Annotated in this window: 1 pseudogene; it reads left to right on the forward strand. The window is 58.9% G+C overall.

Annotated features, from left to right (window positions below):
* Positions 1-367: pseudogene (locus tag A3754_RS06850) on the forward strand (DUF11 domain-containing protein); the annotation flags it as partial.
* Positions 368-380 lie beyond the last annotated feature (13 nt).

Consider the following 380-nt stretch of genomic DNA (forward strand, 5'->3'; position numbering starts at 1 on the left):
GACGGACGTCATCCTCGGTCAGGTGCGCCTCGACAAAGCGGCGGGCGTCGATGCCGATTGCAGTTGTGACACCGGTAGTGCGGACGCGCTCTGGATCCCTGATTCCGGCTTTGCTGCAAGTCAAACCACCCAGGTGGAGCCCCTTCAGTGTGTGATCTGGAACCTGACGGCCACCAACGAAGGTGCGGCCACGGCGAAGAACGTGATCATCACCGATGAAACCACCCCGTATACCACTTTCCTGACCGCTAACTCGGATAACAACACGGTGGCCAATTCCGGCACTGATCCAGAGGTGAAATGGGAGATTGGTGAGTTGCCTGCGGGTGAGAGCGCCAGAGCACAGTTCTGTGTGCGAGTGAACTAAGCAAGCCCCTCCC

This window comes from Alcanivorax sp. HI0083 (assembly GCF_001635175.1).